The organism is Rhizobium sp. CSW-27, from assembly GCF_018760785.1.
Classification (GTDB): Bacteria; Pseudomonadota; Alphaproteobacteria; order Rhizobiales; family Rhizobiaceae; genus Neorhizobium.
In genome coordinates this window covers 1-1,267 of sequence record NZ_JAHHZO010000060.1, presented here as the reverse complement: position 1 = coordinate 1,267, position 1,267 = coordinate 1, and the positions used below count along the sequence as shown (strand labels likewise).

Annotated in this window: 2 protein-coding genes; both read left to right on the top strand. The window is 65.5% G+C overall.

Features of this window, described 5'->3' with window-relative positions:
* The coding region (gene phoU / locus KLP42_RS26550) for a phosphate signaling complex protein PhoU (protein WP_215571160.1) at positions 1-669 on the top strand (669 nt) is incomplete at its 5' end.
* Positions 670-692: 23 nt separating this feature from the next.
* On the top strand, positions 693-1,267 hold a 575-nt coding region (locus KLP42_RS26545; RefSeq protein ID WP_215571159.1), incomplete at its 3' end, for a response regulator.

Genomic DNA, 1,267 nt, shown 5'->3' with positions numbered 1-1,267 from the left:
TACCTGAACCGCCGGATTTCCGAGATGGGCGGCCTTGCCGAGGAGATGTGCGGCAACGCCGTTCGGGCCCTGGTGAATTCGGATGCGGCGCTGGCGCAGAAGATCATCTCGGATGACGTGATCCTCGACAATGCCGAGCGCGAGATCCAGGAAAAGGCGATCGTGACGATTGCGCGGCGCCAGCCGATGGCAGGTGACCTGCGCGAGATCATCGGCGTGCTGCGCATCGCCGCCGATCTGGAGCGCGTCGGCGATCTGGGCAAGAACACCGCCAAGCGGGTGATTGCCGTGCAGGGAACCGGCGTGCCGCGCAAGCTCGCCCGTGGCCTCGAACATCTCTCCGAACTGGCGCTCGTCCAGCTGAAGGAAGTGCTCGATGTCTTCTCCAACCGTTCGGCGCAGAAGGCGGAAGCCATCCGCCAGCGCGACGAGGAGATCGACGCCATGTACACCTCGCTGTTCCGTGAGCTTCTGACCTACATGATGGAAGATCCGCGCAACATCACCACCTGCACGCATCTGCTGTTCTGCGCCAAGAACATCGAGCGCATCGGCGACCATGCCACGAACATCGCCGAGACCATCTACTACATCACCACCGGCGCCCAGCCGGAAGGGGAGCGTCCGAAGGACGATACCTCCAATACGCTCGGCGCCATTGCCGAGTGAGTGACTGACGGAGTGCCGGACCAATGCTGCCGAAGATTGCGGTCGTGGAGGACGAGGAGGCGCTGAGCGTGCTCCTCCGCTACAACCTCGAGGCCGAGGGCTACGAGGTTGAAACCATCCTGCGGGGTGACGAGGCGGAGATCCGCCTGCAGGAGCGCCTGCCGGATCTTCTGATCCTCGACTGGATGCTGCCCGGCGTCTCCGGCATCGAGCTGTGCCGGCGGCTTCGCATGCGGCCCGAGACGGAGCGGCTGCCGATCATCATGCTGACGGCACGCGGCGAGGAAAGCGAGCGGGTGCGCGGTCTGGCGACCGGTGCGGACGATTATGTGGTCAAACCCTTCTCCACGCCGGAACTGATGGCGCGCGTGAAGGCGATGCTGCGGCGGGCGCGGCCGGAGGTTCTCTCCAGCATCCTGCGCTGCGGCGACATCGAGCTCGACCGCGAGACGCACCGGGTGCACCGCAAGAGCCGCGAAGTGCGGCTCGGCCCGACGGAGTTCCGGCTGCTGGAATTCCTGATGGCCTCGCCCGGCCGCGTCTTCTCCCGCTCGCAGCTGCTCGACGGCGTCTGGGGCCACGACATCTACGTGGACGA